Raw genomic sequence first — 18,350 nt, 5'->3', positions numbered from 1 at the left:
TCACCGAACCGGCCGCTCGACGACCGTAAGGGTCGCAGACGTACGGGGGACGCCGTAGTGATAAGAGTGGAGTACACGCGTCAGGAGATGGGAATCCGCTGGCCGCTCTCTTCGGTGGATTTGGGGAGCCGCAGCGTGAGGACGCCACGCTCCATCTCACCGGATGCGTCGGCGCCCGAAACGTCGGGCGGCAACGGCAGTTCGGCGTCGAGGAACAGCGAGCGCTCCTCGGTCACGTAGCGAAAGGAGGTCGGCAGCGACTTCTCGCGTCGCGCCTCGATGCGGAGTCGGCCGTCGTCGAGTGTCACGTCGAGGGTGTCGGCCGTCGCACCGGGGAGGTCGACGACGAGTAGATAGGCATCGTCGCTCTCCAGTAAGTCGGCGAACACCGTCTCCGGGAGCTCGCCGAGTGCCTCACGCAGTTGCATACGGCGGGGTACGCCCGCCGGCGCGTTAAAGCCCTCGGTGGCGGTGATTCGGCTATCGACGCCCACTGTTCGTCGGCCGTGACCGACGGGTGCCGGTCTCGCCGTTGTGCGGGGCGCGACCCTTTTTGACCTTGCCGGCCTCAGAGTTCGGTATGAGCGACGTACGCGAGACCGGGTTCAAACAGCGCACCCGCGTGGCCGACGCCCGCGAGCGCTTACTCGACGTGGACGCCCTAGACAGAACCGAGCGCGTCCCCCTTTCGGTGGCGGACGGACGGACGCTCGCCGAACCCATCGACGCCGCCCGAAACGTTCCCCACTACCCACGGGCCGCGATGGATGGATGGGCGGTACGCGCCGAGGACACCTTCGGCGCCTCCGACCGCTCGCCGGCGGTGCTCCGGCCGGCGGAATCGGTCGGCCCGAACGCCGCCGTCCGCGTCCACACTGGAAGCGAACTCCCCGACGGAGCCGATTCGGTCGTGATGGTCGAACAAACGGACGAGATAGCCGGCGAACTCGAAGTGTTCGATGCCGTCGCCGAGGGCGAGAACGTCGCCCCCGTCGGCGAGGACGTCGAGAACGACCAGCGACTCTACGACCCCGGTCACCAGCTCCGGCCCTCGGACCTCGGACTGTTGAAAGCCACCGGCATCGACACCGTCGAGGCCGTTTCCCACCCGGAGGTGGCGGTCGTCCCGACCGGCGAGGAACTCGTCCAGGCCGACCCCGAACCGGGCGAGGTCATCGAGACGAACCGATTTACCGTCTCGCGACTCGCCGAGCGCTGGGGCGCAAACGTGAAACGGCGAAACATCGTCACCGACGACCACGAGGCGCTCCGCGTCGCCGTCGAACGCGACCTCACCCGAGACGTGGTGGTCACGACCGGCGGCTCCTCCGTCGGCGAACGGGACCTCATCCCGGAAGTCGTCGAGGAACTCGGCGAGGTGTTCGTCCACGGGGTCGCCCTGAAACCGGGCCATCCGGTCGCACTCGGCCGTGTAGAGGACACGACGGTCGTGATGTTGCCCGGCTACCCCGTCGCCGCCATCGTCAATGCCGTTCAGTTCCTCCGACCGCTCATCAAACACCTCGGTCGGATGCCGAGGAACCCGATTCCGACACGTGAGGCTGAACTGACGCGGAAAATACGGAGCGAACCCGGCGTTCGGACGTTCGTCCGAGTGAAGCTCGAAGGGTCCGATGACGAACTCGACGCGACGCCGACCCGGGCCAGCGGGTCGGGCGTCCTCTCTAGTGTCGCCCTCGCCGACGGGTGGGTCGTCGTCGAGGAGAGCCGCGAAGGGATTCCGAAGGGCGAAACCGTGACCGTCGAGGACTGGGAGTACAATGCGTAGAAAGGAGTTCCGCGATTTGGCCGACCCCGACGAGGCACACGAGGCTATCGCCTCGCTGGACCTCCGAGCGGACGACGAGACCGTCCCACTCCGGGAGGCCCGTGGCCGCGTGCTGTCCGAGCGAATCGACGCCGCCCTCGACGTGCCGGGGTTCGACCGCGCGAGCGTCGACGGCTATGCGGTGAAAGCCGCCGACACCTTCGGCGCCGACGAGGCTGACCCCGTCGAGTTGGAGTTGGTCGGCGAGGTCCACGCCGGCGCCGAACCCGACTTGGAGGTGGGAGACGGCGAGTGTGCCGAAATCTCGACCGGTGCCGTCCTCCCGCCGGGCGCCGACGCGGTGGTGATGGTCGAGCGCACTGACACCGATGGCGAAACCGTCCTCGTCCGAACCTCGCTGGCACCGGGCGACCGCGTGATGTTCGCGGGCGCCGACGTGGCCGCCGGCGAGCGAGCGCTCGGCCCTGGAACCGTGTTGACGCCGCGGGAAATCGGCCTGCTGTCGGCCCTCGGTGTCGACGAAGTGCCAGTCCGCGGAAAACCGACCGTCGGCATCATCTCGACCGGCGACGAACTCGTCCGTCCCGGCGAGCCGCTGAACAGCGATTCGGGCGAAATCTACGACGTGAACAGCTACACGACGGCGACGGCAATCGAGGAGGCCGGCGGCGAGGCACGGCTGTACCCCCACGCCGGCGACGACTACGAGGCGATGGAGTCGGTCCTCCGGGAGGCTGCAAGCGAGTGTGACCTCGTTCTCTCCTCGGGGTCGACCTCGGCGTCGGCCGTCGACGTCATCTACCGCGTCATCGAGGAGACGGGCGAACTCCTGCTGCACGGTGTCGCGGTCAAGCCCGGCAAGCCGATGCTCGTCGGGCGGTTGGACGGGAGCGCGTACATCGGCCTGCCTGGCTACCCGGTTTCGGCGCTGACAATCTTCCGGACCTTCGTCGCGCCCGCAGTGCGGCGCGCCGCGGGACTGCCGGAGCCGCGAACCGCCACCATCTCCGGCGAGATGGCCGTCCGGGAGCGATACAGCGAGGGGCGACTGCGATACATGCCGGCCGGAGTAATCGAAGACGGCGACGGAAACACGCTCGTCTACCCGGTCGACAAGGGCAGCGGCGCGACAACGAGTCTCGTCGAGGCCGACGGCGTCGTCGCCGTCGACCCAGACATGGAGTACCTCGACTCGGGCGAAAAAGTCGAGGTACAGTTGTTCTCCGCCGACGTTCGCCCGCCCAGTCTGTTTGGCGCCGGCGAGGACGACCCCGCGCTGTCGCGACTGTTGGACCGAATCGAGCGACCGAGGTATCTCGGCGTCGGCAGCCGACAGGGAATCAGACGACTCCGCGACGGCGTCACCGACGTGGCCGTCGTCTCGGGCGACGCCGAACCCGACGACGCGACCGAACTCGGCGGCTGGACCCGCGAGTGGGGGCTGGTCGTCCCCGCCGGCAATCCCGACGACATCGATGGCCTCACCGACCTCGTCGACCGGGAACTCTGGTTCGTCAACCGGACGACCGACTCCGGGCTTCGGAGCACCCTCGGCGACGCCATTGCCGACCTCGCAGACGAACGCGGCGTCGACCGTCACAACCTCGTGAGTGCAATCGACGGCTTCGAGTTCTCTGTCCGCGCCCACGAATCGCCCGCCAGGAAGGTCCTCGCCGGGAAGGCCGACGTCGGCCTCGGATTGGCCGCGACCGCCGACGCACTCGGGATGGGGTTCGTCCCCTGCGGAACCGAGACGGTTCGGGTGTACGGAAGCGACGACCGCCTCGAAAAGCCGGAGGTCGAGCGTCTGGCGGCAGTCATCGATGACGGTGCCTCGGTCATCGAGTCGCTGTCAGGTTACGACTCGCAGTAGGTTTTTGTCGGCACGGACCGCATGATTCGGTATGTCTTGTGACCACGAACTCGATGCCGAGTACCTGTATCCGGGCGATACCGACGTGTTGGAACTCTACGAGGGGGACGGGGGCATTCACGTGACGCTGGCGCTCCCCTGTCCGGAGTGCGGCGAGGCACTCGAAATTGATGCGGCCGTCGAGAGTGTCGAAGAGGGCGACTTCGAGTTGCCGCTCGACGACGAACTGTACGACTAAACGAGTTCGTCGACGCGGTCGACGCGGTGGTCGCCGACGACACACAGGCCACGTCGGTCGTGGCCGTGGCGTTCGACGTGTGCGCCGGCGAGGCCGGCGTTCCACGCTGCGCCGACATCGTGGGGCCCGTCGCCGACGAGGACGCCGTCGCCGTCGGCGCCGACCGACGACAGCGCCATGTGGACGGGTTCCGGGTCCGGTTTCCAGCCGGTCTCCTCGGTACAGCAGACGACCGCATCGAACCAGTCGCCGATGTCGAGCGCCTCCAACACCGGGTCGGTGAGGTACTCCTGACAGTGCGTGACGAGCACCGTCGGCGAATCGAGGTCCCCGACCACCTCGGCGTCGTCGTAGAGGTAGGTTGCGTCGGCGCGGGCCTCGGGGTCTTCCTCCTCGTGGTACACCTCCCAGAACGTCTCGACGTCGACGCCCCACTCGGAAAGTTGGTCGTTGCGAACGCCGCCCAGACCGTGCCACACCGCCTCGGCCTCCCGTTCGGAGAAATCGTAGCCGACTCGGTCGCCGACTCGGTCGAACACGTCGTGGACGTATCCCGGTTCTACGTCGACGAGGGTGCCGTCGAGGTCGAACACCCAGTGGTCGTAGGACGGGACGCTCATGGGTTCCAGCGTAAGTGGGTACCGAATAAGTGCTTTCTGGAGGCGTGTGACCACCCGATGGCACGTATCGTCGACATATCTCTACCGAACGACCCAACTCGTCGACGAACGCGGGTCCCTCGGTTTCGAAATGTCTTGCAGTGGTGGGCCGGATACCAACTGCATCAAAAACTCGGGGCGAGGCGCACTTTCGCCCCTGGTATTAAACAACGGAGATAGCCGGCAGCGTGACTATTGTTATCCCGTGGCATTATGGCGGATGGGGGACGGTGGGTCACTCTCGGACGACAGCGAAAACGGGGCGGCAAGGTGGGTGGGGATAGGGGTGGGGGATTCTTCACCGAATCGCCAGGGAATATGCTGCCCACCTGTAGTCCCATCCCAGTTTCCAATAAATGTTCTGGCACAACGGGCATTCGATACCCCCCACACTCCGCTTGGAGAGATTTCGCCATCCCTGTCAGAATCCCGGAAGATGTGGGCGCTATTCGCCCCGAAGTACCTTGATGGAACTCCCCATGTACTTCGTTAGAACCTCCGGCACGTCGTCGGCGTTGAACAGCGCGAGGTCCTCCGCGATGGCGTCCTGTAGTTCCTCGTAGTACGCTTCGTCGGTACGTAACTCCCGGAAATCGACCGATTCGACATCGGTCCCGAGCATCTCCTCGGCCAGTTCGCACATGTGTCCGTGGTCGTTCACCTCACCGCGCCAGAGGTTGTCCCGGAAGAACAGCCAGCCGTCCTCGCCGGGCGGCGCTGCTCGCTTGAAAAGCGTCGTCTCGACGGTAGCGGGGTCAAGTCTGACTGTCGGGTCCGACGGCGAGAGTCGAAGCCGAACGGCGAAGACGTACTCCGCGTCGCCCACGTCCTGTGGGTCGTCCATCGTCTCAATCCGCGAGTTCGTTGAACCGAGCGGCGAGGTCGGTGTCGTTTTCGGTGATGCCGCCCGCGTCGTGGGTCGTCAGTCGGACCTCCACCTCACGCCACTCGACGGTCATCTTGGGGTGGTGAAACGCCTCCTCGGCGAGGCCGCCCGCCCCGGCGGCGAAGCCAACGCCTTCGAGATACGAGTCGAACTCGAAGGTGCGGACGATTTCGTCGCCGTCACGTTCCCAGCCCTCCGGTAGTCGACGCTCGATTTCCTCGTCGGATAGCAGGTCACTCATGGGTAAGTGGTCGGCCTGTGGCCCGATAAAACTACGCGAGCGACGGGGGGTCGGTCAGTCGCCCATCGGTGCGGCGGCCCTCGAGCGCTCGCCGAGGGCGCGGGTGCGTCGAATCGCCACGAGCGTCAGTCCGAAGGCGGCAAGCGAAATAGCGAGAATCAACAGTTGGCCGTCGTTGCCGAACGCGCGGCGGGCGATGACGAGCTGGGACACCACGAGTGCAGCGCCGACTCCGCCCGCGTAGGCGACGGCCCGGGCGCCGAGTTCCCGACTCCACAGCGCGACGAGACACAGCGCGGCGAACATCGCGAAGCCGAGGCCGTAGTAGACGAACTGTGCGATTTCGCCGAAGGCAACGAACAGCCGCGGGGTGAGGCCGACCATCACGGGAAAGCCCAAGAGGGCGGCGACGGCGGCGGTCTGAATCTTCTGGAAGGTCACCTCGGATACGTCGGCGTAGGCCCACACCGTCGCGCCGACGAGGAACGCGAGGATGAGCGACGCGAACGTGAAGTGCAACGTCAACACGACGATGGAGTAGCCGAACACCAACTCGTTTACGAGGACGGTAAACGCCCCGAAGACGATTTGCACCGGCGTCAACAGCAACGCGGCGAGCGTAGCGAAGCGAATCCGCCGCGAGTGGCCGCCGCGCCACGCCGCAATCGTAGAACCGATGATGAGGAAGCCGGTTATCATCGCCACCAGCCGATGGGACCACTCGATGAACGACATGAAGTTCGCCGGGAACAGCCCGAAGACGGCCCCATCGCACAGCGGCCACCGGGCCTCACAGGTCAGTCCCGCCCCGGATGTGGCCGTGATGACCCCGACGAGTGCCGTGAGCGCCGTCGTGACGGTCGTGACGAGCAACAGCCGACGGAAGTCCATAATCGACGTTCGGTACTACGGGAGTATATACCCCCCGAAACCGGACGCTGGCGGGAGCCGACGACCGGTTGAGGCAACTTCTGCCGCCTCCTCGGGTTGGGTAGCTTTTTGAGGCCAGTCGACGGGATACCTCTATGGGACTGGACGAGGATTCACTCGAGTATCACCGGCGAGAGCCGCCGGGGAAAATCGAGATATCGACGACGAAACCGACGAACACCCAGCGGGACCTCTCGCTTGCGTACTCGCCCGGCGTCGCTGCGCCGTGTAACGAAATCGCAGAGGATTCGGAGCGAGCGTTTACCTACACGACGAAGGGGAACATGGTGGGCGTCATCTCCAACGGGACGGCCGTTCTCGGGTTGGGCGACATCGGTGCGCAGGCGTCGAAGCCGGTGATGGAGGGCAAGGGCGTGCTGTTCAAGCGCTTCGCCGACATCGACGTCTTCGACATCGAGTTGGACCAACACGACCCCAAGGAGATAATCACGTCGGTGAAGGCGATGGAGCCGACGTTCGGCGGCATCAACCTCGAGGACATCAAGGCGCCGGAGTGTTTCGAAATCGAAGAGACGCTTCGAAAGGAGATGGACATCCCAGTCTTCCACGACGACCAACACGGGACGGCCATCATCTCCGGGGCTGCACTGCTGAACGCCGCCGATATCGCCGACAAGGACCTCTCGGAGGTCGAAATCGTCTTCTCCGGAGCCGGCGCCTCGGCGCTCGCCACCGCCCGCTTCTACGTCTCGCTGGGCGCCGACCGCGACAACATCACGATGTGTGACTCCTCGGGCATTATCACCGAGGAACGCGCCGAAGCCGGCGACGTAAACGAGTTCAAACGGGAGTTCGCACAGGACCGCCCCGAAGGCGACCTCGCGGATGCGATGGATGGCGCCGACGTGTTCGTCGGCCTCTCGGTCGGTGGATTGGTCTCCGAGGAGATGGTCAAGTCGATGGCGGAAGACCCCATCATTTTCGCGATGGCGAACCCGGACCCCGAAATCGGCTACGAGGCGGCGAAGAACGCTCGCGAGGACTCGGTCATCATGGCGACCGGTCGCTCGGATTACCCCAATCAGGTCAACAACGTCCTCGGGTTCCCCTTCATCTTCCGCGGGGCCTTGGACGTTCGCGCCACCGAAATCAACGAGGCGATGAAAGTCGCCGCCGCCGAGGCACTCGCCGAGTTGGCCCGACAGGACGTTCCCGACGCCGTCGTCAAAGCCTACGGCGACCAACCGCTGCAGTTCGGCCCCAACTACATCATCCCTAAACCGCTGGACCCACGGGTCCTCTTCGAGGTCGCCCCGGCGGTGGCGAAGGCGGCGATGGACAGCGGATGTGCCCGGAAGGAACTCGACCTCCAGAAGTACGCCGAGCGGTTGGAGGCACGGCTCGGGAAGTCCCGCGAGATGATGCGTGTGGTGTTGAACAAGGCCAAAAGCGACCCGAAGCGACTCGTCCTCGCCGAGGGTGACGACGAGAAGATGGTGCGTGCGGCCCACCAACTCGTCGACCAAGGCATCGCCGAACCGATTCTCATCGGCGACCGAGAGGAAATCTGGGAGCACGCCGAACGGCTCGGGCTGGATTTCGACCCCGAAATCGTCGACCCCGAGGAGGGCAACCTCGCACCGTACGCCGAGCGACTGTACGAACTCCGCCAGCGGAAGGGCATCACCCGCCGGGAGGCCAACGAACTCATCGAGGACGGGAACTACCTCGGCAGCGTGATGGTGGAGATGGGCGACGCCGATGCAATGTTGACGGGGCTTATGCACCACTACCCATCGGCGCTTCGGCCGCCGTTGCAGGTCATCGGTACCGACCCCGACGCCGACTACGCGGCGGGGGTGTACATGCTGACGTTCAAGAATCGCGTCGTCTTCGTCGCCGACGCCACCGTCAACCAATCGCCCGACGAGGACGTCCTCGCCGAAATTACGAAACAGACCGCGAAACTCGCCCGCCGGTTCAACGTCGAACCGCGGGCGGCGCTGCTGTCGTACTCCGATTTCGGCAGCGTCAGAAACGAGGGAACCAGCAAGCCCCGCGACGCCGCGAAGATGCTCCACGACGACCCCGAGGCCGACTTCCCGGTCGACGGTGAGATGCAGGCGGACACGGCGGTCGTCGAGGAGATGCTGACGGGCGATTACTCCTTCTCGGAGTTGGAGGAACCGGCGAACGTCTTGGTCTTTCCGAACCTCGAAGCCGGCAACATCGCCTACAAACTCCTCCAGCGACTCGGCGGCGCCGAAGCCATCGGACCCATGCTCGTCGGCATGGACAAACCCGTCCACGTCCTCCAGCGCGGCGATGAGGTCAAAGACATCGTGAATCTGGCCGGCGTTGCGGTCGTCGACGCACAGTCCAACGGACAGTAACCGACCGCGTCTGGACGACTGTTCGCTTTCTCCGCGAAGCGTGTTAACAGCCACAGCAGGCCTCCGTCGAAACGTTGAAACCGGATTCCCCCGACAATCGAGGTATGGCACGCAAGTTCAGTATGGACCGTCGCGCGTATCTGAAGACGGTCGGAGCGGCAGGGACGACCGCAGCGGTTGCGGGTTGTCTCGGCAACGGTGGGAACGGCAACGGAAACGGCAATGGAAACGGCAACGGAAACGGCAACGGTGACGGCAACGACGTAATCGTTCCGGGGACGGCATCCGGGTTCCCGCCGTTCGAGTACACCCAAGACGGGGAGTTGGTCGGCTTCGACGTCGACCTCGCCGAGGAGGCGATTACCCGCGCCGGCTACGAGGTCGGCGACTGGGTCGACATCGAGTTCGATTCGCTCATCCCGTCGTTGACCGGCGGCGACATCGACCTCGTCGCGGCCGCGATGACGATTACCGACGAGCGCGCCGAACAAATCGCGTTCTCGAACCCTTACTACGAGGCCAACCAGTCCGTGCTGGTCTCCTCCGACCGCGATTTCGCACCCGAAGGCGAGTCCGACCTCGAAGGCCGCGTCGTCGGCGCTCAGTCGGGGACGACCGGCGCTTCGGAGGCAGAACGGCTCATCGAGGAGGGCATCGTCGACGGCGACGACTACCGCCAGTACGACAACTACACGCTGGCGGTCGAGGACCTCGAGAACGGCAACGTCGACGCCATCATCATCGACGTGCCGGTCGCGAACAACTTCGCCGACAGCCGGTCGGTCGAGGTCGCCTTCGTCATCGAAACCGGCGAGGAGTACGGGCTCGGAATGCGACAGGACGACGACCGCATCGGCGACATCAACGACGCACTAGCCGAGATTCGCGAGGACGGCACCTACGAGGACCTCGTCGCCGAGTACTTCGAGTGAGATAGATGGAATCGGTGTTCCTGCAGGCCGGCGACTGGGCGTTCATCGCCTCGAACGGGTCGTACCTGCTGGTCGGGACTATCGTCACCGTGCTGTTGACGGTGACGAGCCTCGGCCTCGGCTTCCTCGCCGGCTTTCCGGCCGGCGCCATCGAGGTGTACGGCTCCGGGCGGCTGGAGGACATCGTCAGCACCGTCGGCGTCGTCCTTCGCGGGACGCCAATCGTCGTGCTCATCTTCCTGTTCCACTTCGGGCTCCCGATTCCCGACCTCGGAGACATCCAGTGGCTGGACATCCAACTGAGTACGTTCGTCGCGGCGACGCTCGCGCTCGGACTCCGGAGCGCTGCCTACCAGGGACAGGTGTTCCGCGGTGCCATCCAATCCATCGATGACGGGCAGATGGAGGCCGCACGCTCCGTCGGGATGACGAAACTACAGGCCATCCGCCGCGTCGTCTTCCCGCAGGCCCTTCGACGCTCCGTGCCCGGCTTTCAAAACGAGTTCACCATCGTTCTCAAGGACACGAGCGTCGCCTTCGCTATCGGGTTGGCCGAACTCCTGACTCGCGCCGAGAACCTGTATCTCCAACCGGGGCGTGGGACGGCGGCAATGGAGGTCATCATCACCATCAGCGCCATCTACTTCGTACTCACGTTCACGACGAACCGTTCGCTCGACCGTCTCGAAGACGTCTATGCGACACCCGGAGGCAACGAATGAGTCTACTACGCGTCGAGAACGTCGACAAATCTTACGGCGACGAGGAGGTACTGCACGACGTGAGTTTCGAGATGGACCGCCAGGACGTCGAGGTCATCGTCGGCCCCAGCGGGTCGGGGAAGTCGACGATGCTCCGGTGTGTCAACAGACTCACCGAAATCGACGACGGTGCCATCTACCTCGACGACGAGGAGATTCACGGCATCGGCGAAAACGACCTTCGACGCCGCGTCGGCATGGTGTTTCAGGACTTCAACCTCTTTGCACACCGCACCGCCCGAGGCAACGTCACGCTGGGGTTGACCGAGGTGCTGGGACTGTCGAAGGAGGAGGCCCAAGCGAAAGCCGACGACTACCTCGGCCGCGTCGGCCTCGCCGAACAGGCCGACTCCTACCCGGCGGAGCTCTCCGGCGGCCAGAAACAGCGCGTCGGCATCGCCCGCGCGCTGGCGATGGACCCCGAACTCATCCTCTTCGACGAACCGACGAGCGCACTCGACCCCGAACTCATCGGGGAGGTGCTGGAAGTGATGCGTGACCTCGCCGAGGGCGGGATGACGATGCTGTGTGTCACCCACGAAATGGGCTTTGCTCGCTCAGCAGCGTCGACGCTGACGTTCCTCGATGAGGGCCGCATCGTCGAGCGCGGCCCGCCCGAACAGCTGTTCGACACCCCCGAACACGACCGCACGAGACAGTTCCTCGGTGAACTGACCGACCTCCACTGATGAGCGAAACCGAAGTCAGAGGGTCGACCGTCGGCGAGATTCCGGGGCGGAAGCGGCTGGTCGTCATCGGTGTGGGTGCCGTCTTCTGGACGTGGCTGCTCGCCCGGTGGGCCTACCACAACACGCTGTTGGACCGCCTGTTCACCGCGTTGGGCTTTCCGGACCTCATCCGCTCGGAGTTGGGCTACCGCCAACAGGAGTCGTGGATTCCCGCGGCACCGTTCGAAGCCGTCGCCGAAGCAATCCTGAGCGCCGAAAGCGCCGTCGGACCGCTCGACTTCCTCATCGAGTGGGCGGCGTGGCCGTTCGAACTCGCGGCGTTCGCGACGACGACCGAACCCGCACTCGCCTCCGGGGCGTTCATCACGGTGTATCTCACCATCCTCTCGATGCTGTTCGGACTCGTCATCGCCGTGCCGCTGTCCGTTGCTCGGGTGTACGGTGGGCCGGTCCTCTCGGGTATCTCGCTCGTCTACACCGAACTCATCCGCGGGACGCCGCTGCTCGCACAGCTGTTTTTCCTCTACTTCGGACTACCGCTTGCGAGTTTCTTCAACGGCTTCGCGTTCGTCGGCGAGGGAGTGGTTCCGCGTGCGTCGATTCTCGTCGCGATAATCGGCTTCACAATCAACTCCTCGGCGTACCAATCGGAGTACATCCGCTCGGCTCTGCAGTCGGTCGACGCCGGCCAACTGACCGCCGCACGTTCCGTCGGACTCTCGAAACTCGACGGCATCAGACACGTCGTCCTCCCACAGGGACTTCGCTTTGCCATCCCCGGGTGGACAAACGAGTTCGTCTACCTCATCAAGTACTCCTCGCTGGCGTCGTTTATCACCGTCCCCGAACTGTTCCGACAGGCCCGAAACATCGGCTCCGATACCTTCGCCTTCACCGACATCTACGTCATCGCCGCGCTGTTTTATCTCGCCTTGGTGTTGACGACGGCGCTGGCGATGTCGAAACTCGAATCCGCCGTGGCGATTCCGGGACTCGGGTCCTCCGCCCGACGCGACTGACTACATGAAATCCGAGAGGCCGGCCTGTCCATCGTCGTCTTCGGCGGCCTCCGCGCGCGCTTCGGTCGTCCGCTCGGCATCGTCATCGTCACTATCGGTACCGTCGTCTGCGGACTCAGAACTGCCGAAGTCCGCGAGTGTGCCGCTTTCCCCGTCTTCGGAGTCCGTCTCGTCGGCGTCGACCGCCGACTCCAGTTGGGCGAAGGCGCCCCCGGAGTGGTCGACGGCCTCCTGTTCGAGCAGTTCCTCGGCGTCCTCAACGATTCCCTGCACCTTGTTGGTCGTCTTCCCCGACCCGGTGATGAACGAGACGTGTTCGGCATCGAGGTCGTAGCGAGCGACCATCCTGACCGTGAGGTCGCGGTTCCGGCAGTGATGCGTCATCGCCGCGAGGTAGGGCATGATTTCCCGGCGAGCGGTCGCCGTCGAGACGCCGGCGGTTTCGGCGATTTCCCGGGCGATGTAGTCCCGCGTCGAGTCACGCGAGGACCGATACGGTGCGCCGCCGTAGCGGGTCCAGCCGCCGCGGTCGGACCGTCTGACCGCCGCGACGCCCGCGGCGACGTTGTCGGTGGCGTAGCGCCAGTAACTGTAGTTCTGGGTCGCACGAACCCGACCGAGCCATACGTCGGCGTCGGCGAGGTGTTCGTAGGCGTCGGCGAGTTCGGCCCCCTCGTACACTTTGGGTACCTTGTCCTCTATCCACTGCAGCAAGTCGTCGGGCGTCTCGTCGACCGAATAGGCCGTCTGGAGGGCGTCTTCGGCGGACTCCTCTTTCAGCACGGCATCGAGAAACGAGAAGATGTCGACCGTCTTGTCGCGGTCGCTTTCCTCGCCCTCGGGGCGTATCTCGCCGTCGCGTTCCCGTGACTGGAGGTCCTTGATGGCACCTCGGAGGTCCCCGCGGTTCTGTTCGGCGATGCCCTTCAGTACGTCCTCGTCGAAGGCGATGTCCTCCTGTCGGCAGATGTCCCGGAGGACGGGAACGATAGAGCGCGAGGAGATGTCGCGGAACTCGATGTCCCGGCAGGCGCTCCGGAGTCCCGAGGACATCTCGTAGTAGTCGTTGGCGATGAGGACGATGGGTTGGGTAGCGTTTTTCACCAGTCGCGTCATCGCCGCCGCGCCGCCGCGGTCCTTGTGCTGATGGAGGTTGTCGGCCTCGTCTAAGATGATGAGTTGCCGGGAGCCGCCGAGCGTCGTATTCGAGGCCGCCCGCCCCGCAACGCGGTCGATTTCGTCCTTCGTCCGGGAGTTCGAGGCGTTTAGCTCCATCACCGGCCACCCCATGTCGTTGGCCAAGGCGTGGGCCGCCGAGGTCTTCCCGACGCCCGGCGAGCCGTGGAGGACGACCGCCTCGCCGTGGTCGTCCCACGTTTCGGCCCACTCCTTCAGCGCGTCGCGGGCCTTGTCGTTCCCGCGGACCTCCGACAGCGTCGATGGGCGGTACTTTTCCGTCCAATCACTCATTACCGGAGGGAGGTACGTGGCGGGTAAAGTGGTTGCGGAGCGACCGACATCACCCTACGCCTCTCGAAGGTCGTCGACGGCCTTCGAGCGAATCCCCGCGGCCGCCACCTCGTCGGCGCGGCGGACGATTTCGGCCTCCAGTGTCGCCGGTTCGACCGTCGTCCGCGAGGAGTGCGACAGAACGATATGAGCGATTTCGACGGGGAGGTTGGCACGGGAGACGACCGCCACGCCGTAGTGGGGATGTCCCAACAGGTCGCCGACCTCGGTCGTCTCCATCCCGTCGAACTCGTAGGGTTTCGAGACGTCGTGGACGAGCGCGCCCGCGATGACGACATCGAGGTCGATGTCGAGGTCCGAATCACGGGCGAGCAGCGATTCGGCGAGTCCGACCGCACACGAGGTCACATCCCGGACGTGTCCGACGAGGGAAGCCTCCTCCGCCTCGATTTCCAACTCGCGTTGGGCCGGCGGAAACCACGGCACCTCGGGGAGGTCCTCGACGTCGAGTCCGTTGATGCCGGCCGCGGTCGTCCACGCCGAGGCGACGCCGGTTCGCAAGGTGTCGTCGTCGATACTCTCGATTTCGGGGAACACGTCCTCGATGTCCATACCACTACGACGACGGGCAGGCGGCTAAACGCTGTGGAACCCGTCCGACACCAGTCGTGGGCAGGACTTATGCGGTGCGTGCCGAATTACCCTGTATGGTCGACGACATCGAAGGGACGACACTCTCCCAGCGAATCATCCTCTGTTGTTTGGCCGACCTCTCGTCCGACGATGAGACGCCGGCGAACTCCGCGGAGATACGGGAGTTGGCAACGGAACGACTCGAGAAAACGGACGCGGATGCGACCGGCCGCCTCGCCGAAGCCGACGTGATGCGCGCGCTGAACGCGTTGGTCGAATCCGACTTCGTCGAGGAGTCCTCACCCGACGACCGCTCGCCCGTGGGCAAGGGCCGACTCGAATATTCGCTGACGAGCGACCCCGAGGCGGTGCGGTCGGCGCTCCGAACCGACGAGCGAATCGAACCGCTGTTGCAGTAGCCACAGAAGTCACCGATTTCGATACCGACGAGCGGCGTGTCGCTGCGTCGGAATCGCGTGGAAGCGCAACCCAACGGAGAAGACGAACGCGGAGTTCAGTTACTGTGTCGGAACCGAGGCGTCACTCGCCCCAGTTGCGGCGCTCTGTCGGCCGTTCCGACAGCGCCATCACGTCCAGCGGTTCGTCTTGCGTCTCGATGGCCTCGAGCGCCGCGCGGGCGCTCGGCACCGTCGAGAAGTAAGTGACCGTCTCCTCGACGGCGACCTCCAGAACGTCGCGGTCCCGCGAGAAGATGACGTCGATTTCGCCGTCGCGGATGGCCTGTTCGAGGTCCTCGAAGTCGGCTTTCTCGTGGACCTCGAAGTTGCGCTCGGCACCCTCACGCACGTCGGAGATGTCCTCGTTCTTCTGGGACATCCCGCGTAGGGTTTCGAGGTCGACGATGGCGGTCCCCTCAGTCGGGATGGGTTTGCCTGTCGATGACTGGGCCTTCAGGTACGCCTTGCCGAAGGAGCGTGCCGTCCCCATGACCTCGCCGGTGGATTTCATCTCGGGGCCGAGACGGGGGTCGCTTCCCGGCAGGCGGTCGAACGGCAGGACGACCTCCTTCACGGAGACGTGTTCGGGAATCTGCTCGTGGGCTTGGAGTTCGTCCAGCGACTGGCCGGCCATCACCTTCGCCGCGAGTTTGGCGATGGGGACGCCCGTGGCCTTCGAGACGAACGGAACGGTACGGGACGAGCGTGGGTTGGCCTCCAAGACGTACACCTCGCCGTCGCGGACGGCGAGTTGGACGTTCAGCAGGCCGACGGTATCGAGCGCGCGGGCGATGTCCAGTGCCACCTCGCGGACGCGTTCGAGCGTCTCCTGGGACAGCGACCGCGGCGGAATCATACAGGCGGAGTCACCGGAGTGGACGCCGGCGGCCTCGACGTGTTCCATGATGCCGCCGATGAGTACGTCGTCGCCGTCCGCAACCGCGTCGACGTCCAGTTCGACGGCGTCGGCGAGGAACTCGTCGACGAGGATGGGCTTGTCGGGGGCGACGCGAACCGCCTCCTCGATGTACTCCTTCAGTTCCTCGTCGGAGTACACCACGTCCATCGCGCGGCCGCCCAGCACGTAGGAGGGGCGGACGAGGACAGGATAGCCGATATCGTGGGCCAATTCGAGTGCCTCTTGTTCGCTGGTCGCCGTACCGCCCTTCGGCTGGCTGATTCCGAGTTCGTCCATCAGGACGTTGAACCGGTCGCGGTCCTCCGCGAGGTCCATCGCCTCGACGGACGTGCCCATGATTTCACAGTCGAGGTCGCGGCGTTCGAGTTCCTTCTCGAGTGGGTCACCCACGTTGACGGAGGTCTGGCCGCCGAACTGGACCATCACGCCGTCAGCGTTGGTCTCCTCGACGATGTCGGCGACTTCCTCGGCCGTGATTGGCTCGAAGAACAGCCCGTCTGAGGTGTCGTAGTCCGTCGACACCGTCTCGGGGTTGTTGTTGACGACGTGGGCGTCGATGCCCTCCTCCCGAAGTGCACGCACGGCGTGGACCGCACAGTAGTCGAACTCCACGCCCTGTCCGATGCGGATTGGGCCGCCGCCGACGACCACGACCGACTCGACGTCGCGGTCGACCTGTACCTCGCTTGCGCCCTGTCCCGTGGGTGGTTCACGCGCGGAGTAGTAGTACGGCGTCGACGCACGGAACTCGCCGGCACAGGTGTCGACCTGCTTGTAGGTGCGACTGGAGGTTTCGCTTTCCACGTCGTCGACCGTGACTCCGGCGCCGTCGGTTTCGACCGGCCGGCCGTCGCCGTCGTCCTCCGTGTCCTGTACGTCGGAGGGAATCCAGGAAGCGTGAGTGTCGTTGAACTCGCCGCCGGCGATGGCGGTGACCTCCTGATTCGTGAAGCCGGCGTCGGCGGCAATCTGGAAGTCGCCGTCCTGTGCGGCGGCGGCGGCGTCGGCGATGCGCTTGAACCGCTCGACGTACCACTCGTAGATGCCCGTGAACTCGACGATGTCGTCGACGGTGTAGCCACGCTCGAAGGCCTCGAAGATGGCGTAGGGGCGGTCCGGCGTCGGCCTGACGAGGTACTGTTCTTCGAGTTCCTCGTCGCCTACGTCGGCCCAGTCGACTGCGGGGTCGTACTCGGAGGAGCGGAGCGCCTTCAGCAGCGACTCCTCGAACGTTCGGCCGATGGACATCGCCTCGCCCGTCGATTTCATCGCCGGGCCGAGTTCGAACTCCACGTCGGAGAACTTGTCCTTCGGCCATCGGGGGACCTTCGTGACGACGTAGTCGATTGCGGGTTCGAACGCCGCCGTCGTCTCGCCGGTGATTTCGTTGTCGATTTCGTGGAGGCGCTTGCCCATCGCGACCTTCGCCGTGACCCGGGCGATGGGGTAGCCGGTCGCCTTCGAGGCCAGCGCCGAGGACCGCGAGACGCGGGGGTTGACCTCGACGACGCGGTACTCCCCGGAGGGCGTGCCGTCGTCGCGCCAGGCGTGTTGGATGTTACAGCCGCCCTCGATACCGAGTTCACGGATGACTTTCAGCGCCGAGTCGCGCATCTCCTGGTGGGCCTCGTCGGGGATGACCTGACTGGGCGTGACGACCGTCGACTCGCCGGTGTGGATGCCCATCGGGTCGATGTTCTCCATGTTGCAGATGATGATACAGGAGTCGTCGGCGTCCCGCATCACCTCGTATTCGAGTTCGACCCAGCCGGCGATGGACTCGGTAATCTGGACTTCGTGGTTCCGGGAGAGCTGGAATCCTTTGCGGGCTATTTCTCGCAGTTCGTCCATGTCGTCGACGACGCCCGAGCCCGACCCGCCGAGGGTGTAGGCCGTACGGGCGATGACCGGCAGGCCGCCGACTTCCTCGACGGCGTCTTCGATTTCGTCCATCGACTCGATGGTCGCTGAGCTACACACGGGTTCGCCGATTTTGCGCATCCGTTCGCGGAACAGTTGGCGGTCTTCCGTCGCGTAGATGGTGTCCAGCGGCGTCCCCATGATTTCGACGTCGTGTTCCTCGAGGACGCCCTCTTCGGCGAGTTCGGCGGTGACGTTGAGGCCGGTCTGGCCGCCGAGGCCGGCGATGACGCCGTCGGGTTTCTCCTCGCGGATGACCTCGGCGATGGCCTCGGTGGTGATGGGTTCGACGTACACCTTGTCGGCCATCTCCGGGTCCGTCATAATGGTCGCCGGATTGGAGTTGACGAGGACGACCCGGGCGCCTTCCTCCTGGAGCGCCCGACACGCCTGTGCGCCGGAGTAGTCGAACTCGGCCGCCTGTCCGATTTGAATGGGTCCGCTGCCGATGAGCAGGATAGTGCGGTCCTCGTCTGGCATTACTCGACTCCAATCCGTACATCGTAATAAGCCCGGCGAAAGAATGCGGATATCGTAACGCGAGTACGAATTTCGAATCGAAAGAGGTTTGCCGCAGGC

Annotated in this window: 17 protein-coding genes; 9 read left to right on the top strand and 8 right to left on the bottom strand. The window is 64.9% G+C overall.

All coding sequences use genetic code 11. The features are described from left to right. Positions 1–80: 80 nt before the first annotated feature. Positions 81–428: an Hsp20/alpha crystallin family protein gene (locus NMP98_RS00630; RefSeq protein WP_156708098.1), complete on the bottom strand. Its 348-nt coding sequence runs from the start codon at positions 426–428 to the stop codon at positions 81–83. Between the two features lie 152 nt (positions 429–580). On the opposite strand from NMP98_RS00630, the gene NMP98_RS00625 reads away from it, so the two are divergent. From NMP98_RS00625 to NMP98_RS00615, 3 genes are read left to right on the top strand one after another with little or no spacing between them, the layout of a single operon-like run. Further along, positions 581–1,789: a molybdopterin molybdotransferase MoeA gene (locus NMP98_RS00625; RefSeq protein ID WP_254859492.1), complete on the top strand. Its 1,209-nt coding sequence runs from the start codon at positions 581–583 to the stop codon at positions 1,787–1,789. Further along, positions 1,782–3,662, top strand: a complete 1,881-nt coding sequence (locus tag NMP98_RS00620; RefSeq protein WP_254859491.1) for a molybdopterin biosynthesis protein — start codon at positions 1,782–1,784, stop codon at positions 3,660–3,662. Before NMP98_RS00625 ends, NMP98_RS00620 begins: the two co-directional genes overlap by 8 nt. Positions 3,663–3,693: 31 nt before the next feature. After that, complete coding sequence (locus NMP98_RS00615) at positions 3,694–3,900, top strand: hypothetical protein (protein WP_254859490.1); 207 nt, start codon at positions 3,694–3,696, stop codon at positions 3,898–3,900. Here the strand turns inward: NMP98_RS00615 and NMP98_RS00610 are convergent. The 4 genes from NMP98_RS00610 to NMP98_RS00595 all read right to left on the bottom strand — a co-directional run bounded on the left by NMP98_RS00610 (position 3,897) and on the right by NMP98_RS00595 (position 6,577). Then, positions 3,897–4,520, bottom strand: coding sequence for an HAD family hydrolase (locus tag NMP98_RS00610; protein WP_254859489.1), 624 nt, complete (start codon positions 4,518–4,520; stop codon positions 3,897–3,899). The two genes, NMP98_RS00615 and NMP98_RS00610, sit on opposite strands and share 4 nt — an antisense overlap. A gap of 484 nt (positions 4,521–5,004) precedes the next feature. Next, positions 5,005–5,403, bottom strand: coding sequence for an LWR-salt protein (gene lwrS, locus NMP98_RS00605; RefSeq protein ID WP_254859488.1), 399 nt, complete (start codon positions 5,401–5,403; stop codon positions 5,005–5,007). 4 nt (positions 5,404–5,407) lie between these two features. Continuing rightward, positions 5,408–5,686 (bottom strand): 4a-hydroxytetrahydrobiopterin dehydratase, encoded by a 279-nt coding sequence (locus NMP98_RS00600; RefSeq protein ID WP_254859487.1) that lies wholly within the window; start codon positions 5,684–5,686, stop codon positions 5,408–5,410. Between the two features lie 54 nt (positions 5,687–5,740). Then, positions 5,741–6,577 carry a COX15/CtaA family protein gene (locus NMP98_RS00595; protein ID WP_254859486.1) on the bottom strand — a complete coding sequence of 279 codons (837 nt, stop codon included), beginning with the start codon at positions 6,575–6,577 and terminating at the stop codon, positions 5,741–5,743. A 134-nt stretch (positions 6,578–6,711) separates the two neighbouring features. On the opposite strand from NMP98_RS00595, the gene NMP98_RS00590 reads away from it, so the two are divergent. The 5 genes from NMP98_RS00590 (at position 6,712) to NMP98_RS00570 (ending at position 12,371) form a co-directional block, all read left to right on the top strand. After that, on the top strand, positions 6,712–8,970 hold the full coding sequence (locus tag NMP98_RS00590) for an NADP-dependent malic enzyme (RefSeq protein ID WP_254859485.1): 2,259 nt from the start codon (positions 6,712–6,714) through the stop codon (positions 8,968–8,970). Between the two features lie 104 nt (positions 8,971–9,074). Then, on the top strand, positions 9,075–9,902 hold the full coding sequence (locus NMP98_RS00585) for a basic amino acid ABC transporter substrate-binding protein (RefSeq protein WP_254859484.1): 828 nt from the start codon (positions 9,075–9,077) through the stop codon (positions 9,900–9,902). Between the two features lie 5 nt (positions 9,903–9,907). Then, positions 9,908–10,624, top strand: coding sequence for an amino acid ABC transporter permease (locus NMP98_RS00580; protein ID WP_254859483.1), 717 nt, complete (start codon positions 9,908–9,910; stop codon positions 10,622–10,624). After that, on the top strand, positions 10,621–11,352 hold the full coding sequence (locus tag NMP98_RS00575; protein ID WP_254859482.1) for an amino acid ABC transporter ATP-binding protein: 732 nt from the start codon (positions 10,621–10,623) through the stop codon (positions 11,350–11,352). The genes NMP98_RS00580 and NMP98_RS00575 overlap by 4 nt, the downstream gene beginning before the upstream one ends. Continuing rightward, positions 11,352–12,371 carry an amino acid ABC transporter permease gene (locus tag NMP98_RS00570; RefSeq protein WP_254859481.1) on the top strand — a complete coding sequence of 340 codons (1,020 nt, stop codon included), beginning with the start codon at positions 11,352–11,354 and terminating at the stop codon, positions 12,369–12,371. The genes NMP98_RS00575 and NMP98_RS00570 overlap by 1 nt, the downstream gene beginning before the upstream one ends. Here NMP98_RS00570 and NMP98_RS00565 read toward each other — a convergent pair whose 3' ends face one another. After that, complete coding sequence (locus tag NMP98_RS00565; RefSeq protein ID WP_254859480.1) at positions 12,372–13,841, bottom strand: replication factor C large subunit; 1,470 nt, start codon at positions 13,839–13,841, stop codon at positions 12,372–12,374. Between the two features lie 54 nt (positions 13,842–13,895). Further along, positions 13,896–14,453: an HD domain-containing protein gene (locus tag NMP98_RS00560; RefSeq protein WP_254859479.1), complete on the bottom strand. Its 558-nt coding sequence runs from the start codon at positions 14,451–14,453 to the stop codon at positions 13,896–13,898. A gap of 95 nt (positions 14,454–14,548) precedes the next feature. On the opposite strand from NMP98_RS00560, the gene NMP98_RS00555 reads away from it, so the two are divergent. Beyond that, positions 14,549–14,893 (top strand): Cdc6/Cdc18 family protein, encoded by a 345-nt coding sequence (locus tag NMP98_RS00555; RefSeq protein ID WP_254859478.1) that lies wholly within the window; start codon positions 14,549–14,551, stop codon positions 14,891–14,893. A 121-nt stretch (positions 14,894–15,014) separates the two neighbouring features. Here NMP98_RS00555 and carB read toward each other — a convergent pair whose 3' ends face one another. Further along, a complete protein-coding gene (gene carB / locus NMP98_RS00550) occupies positions 15,015–18,251 on the bottom strand; it encodes a carbamoyl-phosphate synthase large subunit (RefSeq protein ID WP_254859477.1) in 3,237 nt (1,078 codons plus the stop codon). Between the last annotated feature and the right edge of the window lie 99 nt (positions 18,252–18,350).

Source organism: Natronomonas gomsonensis, assembly GCF_024300825.1.
GTDB lineage: Archaea > Halobacteriota > Halobacteria > Halobacteriales > Haloarculaceae > Natronomonas > Natronomonas gomsonensis.
Note: the sequence above shows the minus strand (reverse complement) of the source record. Positions and strands in the feature narration are given on the sequence as shown.